At 55.7% G+C, this 6,663-nt stretch carries 4 protein-coding genes; 1 reads left to right on the top strand and 3 read right to left on the bottom strand.

Annotation, left to right across the window (positions count from 1 at the left end):
- The first annotated feature begins 674 nt into the window (after nt 1–674).
- A complete protein-coding gene (locus A3AI_RS0140250) occupies nt 675–1,775 on the top strand; it encodes an Ldh family oxidoreductase (RefSeq protein WP_024520899.1) in 1,101 nt (366 codons plus the stop codon).
- Between the two features lie 1,457 nt (nt 1,776–3,232).
- Here A3AI_RS0140250 and A3AI_RS49045 read toward each other — a convergent pair.
- The 3 genes from A3AI_RS49045 to ectB form a co-directional block, all read right to left on the bottom strand.
- Nucleotides 3,233–3,928: an aspartate/glutamate racemase family protein gene (locus A3AI_RS49045; protein WP_024520898.1), complete on the bottom strand. Its 696-nt coding sequence runs from the start codon at nt 3,926–3,928 to the stop codon at nt 3,233–3,235.
- A 286-nt stretch (nt 3,929–4,214) separates the two neighbouring features.
- A complete protein-coding gene (locus A3AI_RS0140230; protein ID WP_084801214.1) occupies nt 4,215–5,033 on the bottom strand; it encodes a 2OG-Fe(II)-dependent halogenase WelO5 family protein in 819 nt (272 codons plus the stop codon).
- Complete coding sequence (gene ectB, locus A3AI_RS0140225) at nt 4,930–6,300, bottom strand: diaminobutyrate--2-oxoglutarate transaminase (RefSeq protein WP_024520896.1); 1,371 nt, start codon at nt 6,298–6,300, stop codon at nt 4,930–4,932. Before ectB ends, A3AI_RS0140230 begins: the two co-directional genes overlap by 104 nt.
- Nucleotides 6,301–6,663: the final 363 nt, after the last annotated feature.

The raw sequence follows: 6,663 nt of genomic DNA, 5'->3' as shown, positions 1-6,663 counted from the left end.
GAGCCATCGGGAAATCTCCTCTCGTTCAGAGAGCGTAAGCGCCTGCTTGGCGCGGTGCCGAACCGGTGGACGAATGCCACCCGTTGGCGAAATCACGGAAAAAACTGACGACGATGCCCGGTCAAATCGACGTCCGATGGACCTCATGGACTCGCCAGCCTGCCAGCGATCCCAGATCTCAGACCGCTGAACCGCAGAATAATAGATGCTACGTCGCCGCTTCATGCCCACACTCCATCTTTTGCTAAAAGATTAGAGTGTTGCACCGACCGGTTGAGTCCACCAACAAAAGCGTACACCGATGCTACGCGACGTGGTCCCCCAATAAATATCCCTCTCGTGAAGTGAAGAGCTCCTCGGAAAGCCGTGGGCGTCACACCACTGTAGGACGAGGAAAGAACCGCCGCAGAAGGCGCGCGCAAGCCCCACCAGATCGAACGGCAATGCAAGGGGTAGACGCTTGCCGGTCAATTGTCGTGCGTGATTGACATCCACCGATCTCGACAGCTTCGCTTGATGACTTGCGAAACGTGTCGGGTTTCGCACTCGCTGCTCATTTGCGTGCTCCCTTTGACGATCAACCTAGTTGACGAGCGTGTGGTCTGGGACGGCAAGCAATTTGCATCGCGCCGGGCGCCACTATCGGGCAAATGGCCTAAATCGAGGAGGAACTTATGAGTGGAGTCGAGAGCCAAGCGCTTGGACAGGTAAAGGAGGAGCGCTTTCCGGTCATAAAAGCTGATCGTCTCATCGGCATCTGTGTAGCGCTGCTGCAAGCCGCCGGAGCTTCGGACGATGAGGCACAAGCGGTAGCCGCGGGATGCGTCAACGCCAACCTCGCTGGCCATGATTCACATGGCGTCATTCTCATTCCGACCTATATTGATAGCATCAGGGCTGGGCATATCGTGCCAAGCGCGCCGTGGAAAATCGTGCAGGAATCTCCGACGACTGCTGTAATCGACGGCAACTGGGGTTTTGGGTTCCATGTCAGCGCCAAGGCGATGGCGCTCACAATCGAAAAGGCAGCGACTGCCAATGTCGCCGCCTGCACTGTCTACCACCAAAGTCATGTTGGACGGCTCGCCGCCTATCCCTTGATGGCGGCAAACGCAGGGATGATCGGGCTCGCGGCAGCGGATACGGGCCGCTCACCGGGATATGTTGCTCCGTTTGGTGGCCGAGAGGCCCGACTCGGTACCAACCCGATATCGATAGCGGTGCCCTCCGATCTCGATGGTCCCTTTCTTCTCGACATGGCGACCTCAGCGGTGGCCGCTGGCAAGGTGTTCCTAGCGGTGGCGCGAGATGAGACAATTCCCAAGGGTTGGATCATCGATTCTGAGGGACGGCACACTACAGATCCCAAGGATTATTGCAGAGGAGGTGCGCTGCTGCCGCTTGGTGGTACCGAGGGATACAAGGGTAGCGGTCTCGCGGCAATGATAGAAGTGTTATGCGGATTACTCACCGGCGCGGATCTCGAAGTTGAGCCAAGCGGTCGCGATGACAACAGCTGCTTCATGGCGGCGTTCAAAGTTGAAGCGTTTCGACCACTTGATCGATTTAAGAAAGAGGTGGCCAGCTTCGCGCACTATCTGAAATCATCACCGCCGTCTGAGGGTTCATCGGGGGTGTTCTACCCTGGCGAGATCGGATATTTGCGCCAGCAGGAACGCACGATAAGCGGCATCGAAATCGAGAATACGACCTGGGCGAAACTACGCGCCCTTGCCTCGGAGTACGGGCTTGCTGGCGAACTCGATTTCGCCTGAACAATAGAGCGAGATGACACGGAAACGTGTAACAATAAGTAAGTTCAGCATTTGGCCACGGCGCTAGGACCCGATCGGCTGTTCACCCTCGTGTCCCGCAGAATGAGCATCGAGATCGTCGAACGAGGTTGCGAGATCATTCACTTCAATGGCAACACGCGCATTCTCAAAAACCCGCTGTGGCCAGGGGGACGTATTCGCGGATGGCTGTATGCCACGGCCTGGCGAGGATCCGTGCGCCTTGCGTCCTCTTGAAGAGAGCGACTGGGCTTGCTTCCTTACTTCGACTATGGTTCCGGTCGGAAGACGGATTCAATCTGCGAAAAACTCACGATTAGGTGGCGTAGAAGTACGGAGTGTCTTGTAAGACCCCAAGCATCGCAGGAGGAACCGGTTCGATGTTGCCGATGACTTCGCCATGGCCTGGGCCAGACATCTTCATTGGCAATGCAACGCTCGGGAAATGTCCGCGCTTGAGATTGGTTGTCGCGTATTTGTTCGCTGGCGGCGCTGATCGAATGGCAAGTACACTCAAAGGCTCTCCCTAACAAGGTCAAGGCGCCCGAGTAGTCGCAGTCCGATCTCCCTTGCCGGAGCTAGGCCGACGACGCCGAACGCATCATCGGATAGTGCCCAAATCGCGCGTGTGCGACGCCGCTCGGCCTGAACCGACCGCCGCTCGAACGCTAGGCTAGAGAGATGTCCGCATTGCACTGGCTCAAGGAGGGAGGTAGAAAATGGGATTACTCGGGGCTCAGGATGAGCCGCAACAGAGTGAAGGAGAGTACGTCGCGGCCGGTCACCCGATGGCTATTGGCAACCGCGCCGCAAAAATGACGTTCAAGGGATAGCAAGCTGGCTCAAAGAGCATCACCGGCGACACCATCACAAGACGAGCACTGAAGGAAACGCATCATCATCATCGGCCTCCGACTGTAAGCTGCCATAACTAGTTACACTTATCCTACCAAACGCTGCTCACCGTAACTCTAGTGAAGATGTGGCGGCCACTCACCGACGCTGCCATCGGTGACATCGGCCTCACCGCGCGCGAAAGAGTGTTCCGGTGCGGCACACCCCGTCAAGGGTTGTGGTAAGAGCCCGCCGGACACGCTTTCGGGTGATCTTTGCATCTGCAAGGAAACGCCCAGTTGTGTTTGGGCCAAAGCAACGAAGTCGGACTGCAAGTGGAAGTGAGGATACGACTTGCGCCAGCGTTTCATGACGCAGTCCGGAAGCGGAGCGGAGCATGAAGATCGTGATGAATGTCTAGACAAAAGCACGGAAACTCGCGATTCCGGTAGCACTGCGGCCGCATTTCGACGGCTTTGCAATCCGGCATCTTTTAGTACTCCAGGGGACGCGATGCCATTCCGCTGTGATAGTGGATAATCGTTCTGGCGCGGTCCTTTTGCGGAGAAGAAGATTTGACGCTTTTTCCGGGCACATAGCGAGCCCTACGACACGGACGCCATCATGATCCGACACAGGTCAACAATGTCGTAAATTGGTAGCCTTGTTATTTGGCGAATCGCCTGTTTAACTAGCGGGAAGGCCGTGCATTCGAACAGGAGGGCCGCGATCTCCGGATCCCCGCCCCGAAGTCGTGCGACGCACAGGGCGACATCCGCCTCAATATCAGCAGTGTCGGTCGGTGCCGGAGGACGCTGCATTTCGTTGCGCCACAGCTCGCCACCTTCGATGCCGCCGATCACGATCCTCGCCCGTTCGGCACGACTGTCGATGCCAAGCATATCTTCGGTGCAGTGCCTCGAGTCAGCGGTCACAACCCCGATTTTGGCGGACCTCGGTAGCTGACGGAGTAACATTGGCAGTAGGAGCAAACTTGACGTCGCCACAGGCACTTCCACCGATGCGGCCACTGCCGCCTGATGCCGGATAGAGAAGCCGCAGGTCGAACTGATTGCTACCGCGCCTTGCTCTATCAAGCGTCGGGCGGCCGCGATATAGGCCGCTTCCAGCCCAGGATCGCCCTGAATTACTCTATCTGCCCAAGCACCCTCCACCGTTTCCAAGAGAATCGGGAAGTGGAAGGTCGCCGGATTCATCAATGAGCCGGGCGAAGCGCCATCTAGCGACAGCCCGCGTTCGAGATGCAGGAGGCCGAGGGAGCGAGGCGTTTGTGATGCCATTCAGCACTCCGAGAGAATGTGGGGACTTTACAATACTTCCTGGAACTACAGTGAAGCGGCTCGGCACAAAGTGGCAATTGGGCACGTCTGCCATCGGCAATGTGCACGTCCTCCTCCCGACGACGGAAGAGACTTGGTGGTTTTTCAAGACCAGCAGCATCTGAAGCGCAAGGCAGTCAGAATAACACCAGCCTTTCAACGATCGCGACGTCTGTCGCTGAAAGCGGTCTTGTCTTCGAGCTATATCGGTGCCCCAACCGCCCGCGGAAGCCAGACGAGTACACACTTAAGTCCACCAGAGTACAAGATCGGGCCGAGCAAATCCCAGAAAGCTGTTCAGCAGAAGGCGACGCTTTCCACCGCGCGATTCCCGGGTGACCCCGTGAATAAAACCGCCGTCGATCAGCGCGACATCCCCAGCCTTGAGCTGGACATCATGACAAGGAACGCCTTCAAGATAAGCTGCCGAATACGGATAGCCCGTGGTCTCCACTTGCTGCGATTTTCGATCGGCGACTGTCGGCTTATGACTCCAGATCCGCAGATTGCCACCTTGCTCGGGCATGCGGGGATACAGATTGAGCGCTACGACTGTGTTGTTCGCGACCCTAGGAAGCTCCGACTCCGTGCCTGCACATAGAACTTGAGCTACGTCGTCGTGGGGATCTAACGCATACACTCCGGCTCCAGACCAACAGATAGCGCGACAGACGTTAGCTTGGCCGTGCTCCGAATGCAGCAACCGCAATTCGATGCCTTGATTGTGGAGCTCGCGTTTCAACGCGTCAAATAGTCCACGGACCGGATCGACCAAGTCGCCAAAAAGTGCGTCCACGAACGGGCGGGCATTTTTCGCGTCAGAGAAATAGGTGCCTGGAGCGTTCCTGTAATGAGACGCGCCTATGTAATGTCCGGGAACGCCATCCTTTCGTTCGTTGAGACCGGGGTTACGATTAAAGTTCGCACTGATCTGCTCGGCCATTTCGAGACTGAACGCCTGCTTAATGTGCAGGCAAGTGATTTCCCCTTTCAGAACCGAGATTATCTCCGCAGTGCTGATCGATCCGGTTCGTTCTTTGATCGTAAGAGGCGAGATCGCTGGCACCTGGAATACCTGGGGAGTTACCATTAGCTTGCTCCTGTAGCGCATGGTTCAGAATGGAGATGCCCCGATCAAGTTCGTCATCGGTAATATTTATCGGAGGAAGGACTTTAATGACGTCAAGATTGGCCCCCGAAGATTCGATCAGCAGCCCGTTCTGGAACGCGAAATTGTGCAAGCGGTCGACGATGGCCCGCGAACGACATTTGAGGGCGGCCATCAGACCGCGACCGCGTTTTTGTTCGATGGACTCGGGAAATTTTAGAACCAGACGGTCAAGATGTCTCTGTAGGTTGACGGCCATCCGATCGACCCTCGCAGTAAACTGGGCGTCGGACCACATTTTGCACGTGGCCGCTGCCGTAACGAAGGCGAGATTGTTGCCTCTGAAGGTGCCGCTATATTCTCCCGGGCTCCATACGTCTAAGTCGGGACGAATCAGGACGACAGAGAACGGAGTACCTGAACCGCTCAAGGATTTCGAAAGGCACACCATGTCGGGTTCGATCTTCGCGAACTCGAATGAGAAGAAATCGCCCGTTCGTCCCGAGCCTGCTTGAATATCGTCGATAATCAAAACAACGTCGTGCTTGCGACAAATGTTCTGAATTGCCCTCAGCCAAGCTGCAGATGCGGTGTTCATGCCACCTTCCGCCTGGATTGTCTCCAGAATAATCGCAGCGGGCTTCTCTATGCCGCTCCCCGGATCACCGAGCACATAATCAATGTAACTTGCCGAATCGAAAGCCCGGGTCGGGTAGTCGTCATAGGGAATACGGATTACATCCTGGCGAGCAACACCGCCTGGTCTGCTGCTCGAGGCCGACACTGCCAGAGAGCCGAGGGACATTCCGTGGAACGCATTTGTGAAGGCCATGATACTCGAGCGACCGGTATATTTTCGAGCGAGAGCCAATGCCGCTTCGTTAGCGTTTGTGCCGGTCGGGCCCGGAAACTGCATTTTGTAAGAAAGCCCTCTGGGTTTCAGGATAAAATTGACTAGCACTTCGATGAAGTCACGTTTCGCCGCTGTGTACATATCAAGCGACAGAAGAATGTTCCCGCTGCTGAGATATTCAATCGCTGACGCAATAATATTCGGATTGTTATGTCCGTAATTGAGCGCTCCAGACCCTACAAGGAAATCGATGTAAGTTTTGCCACTCTCATCCCAGACGGTCGCCCCAAGGGCCTTCGTAAAGACTGTGGGGAACAACCGCGCATACCGACAAACGTTGGACTCATGAGCTGCGAAAGCGTCGATATTCATTTTAGCGGTCCACTTGCATGTAGGCATCACATTTAGCCGGATAGCGATTGAACGTGTTTAGTTGGCGATAGCTGCTCCTCGGAGATCGGCAAGCAGCTGGGACATTACTGAGAATTCTTTGGCGACCGACTGACTTGGATCTTTCGGCTTCTTTGGTCGAGAGGTCCGTACGGTGGAGACGTACTCATGGAATCGAATCCTATCGAAAATTGATGCGTTTATGTGGGGCGGCTTCGCGTTTGCAAATATCCGTAGCTGCAGCGCACCGACTGATTGTCATTGCTACACTCCGTCTCATCGTGATGAAGCGCATCGCGACTTGTATGGCGATTTACCAACTGATCTTACACCATTCAGAATGCA

This window comes from Bradyrhizobium sp. Tv2a-2, from assembly GCF_000472425.1.
In the GTDB taxonomy this organism is placed as follows: Bacteria; Pseudomonadota; Alphaproteobacteria; order Rhizobiales; family Xanthobacteraceae; genus Bradyrhizobium.
The sequence above is the reverse complement of the archived record's forward strand: the minus strand, read 5'-3'. Positions and strand labels throughout refer to the sequence as shown.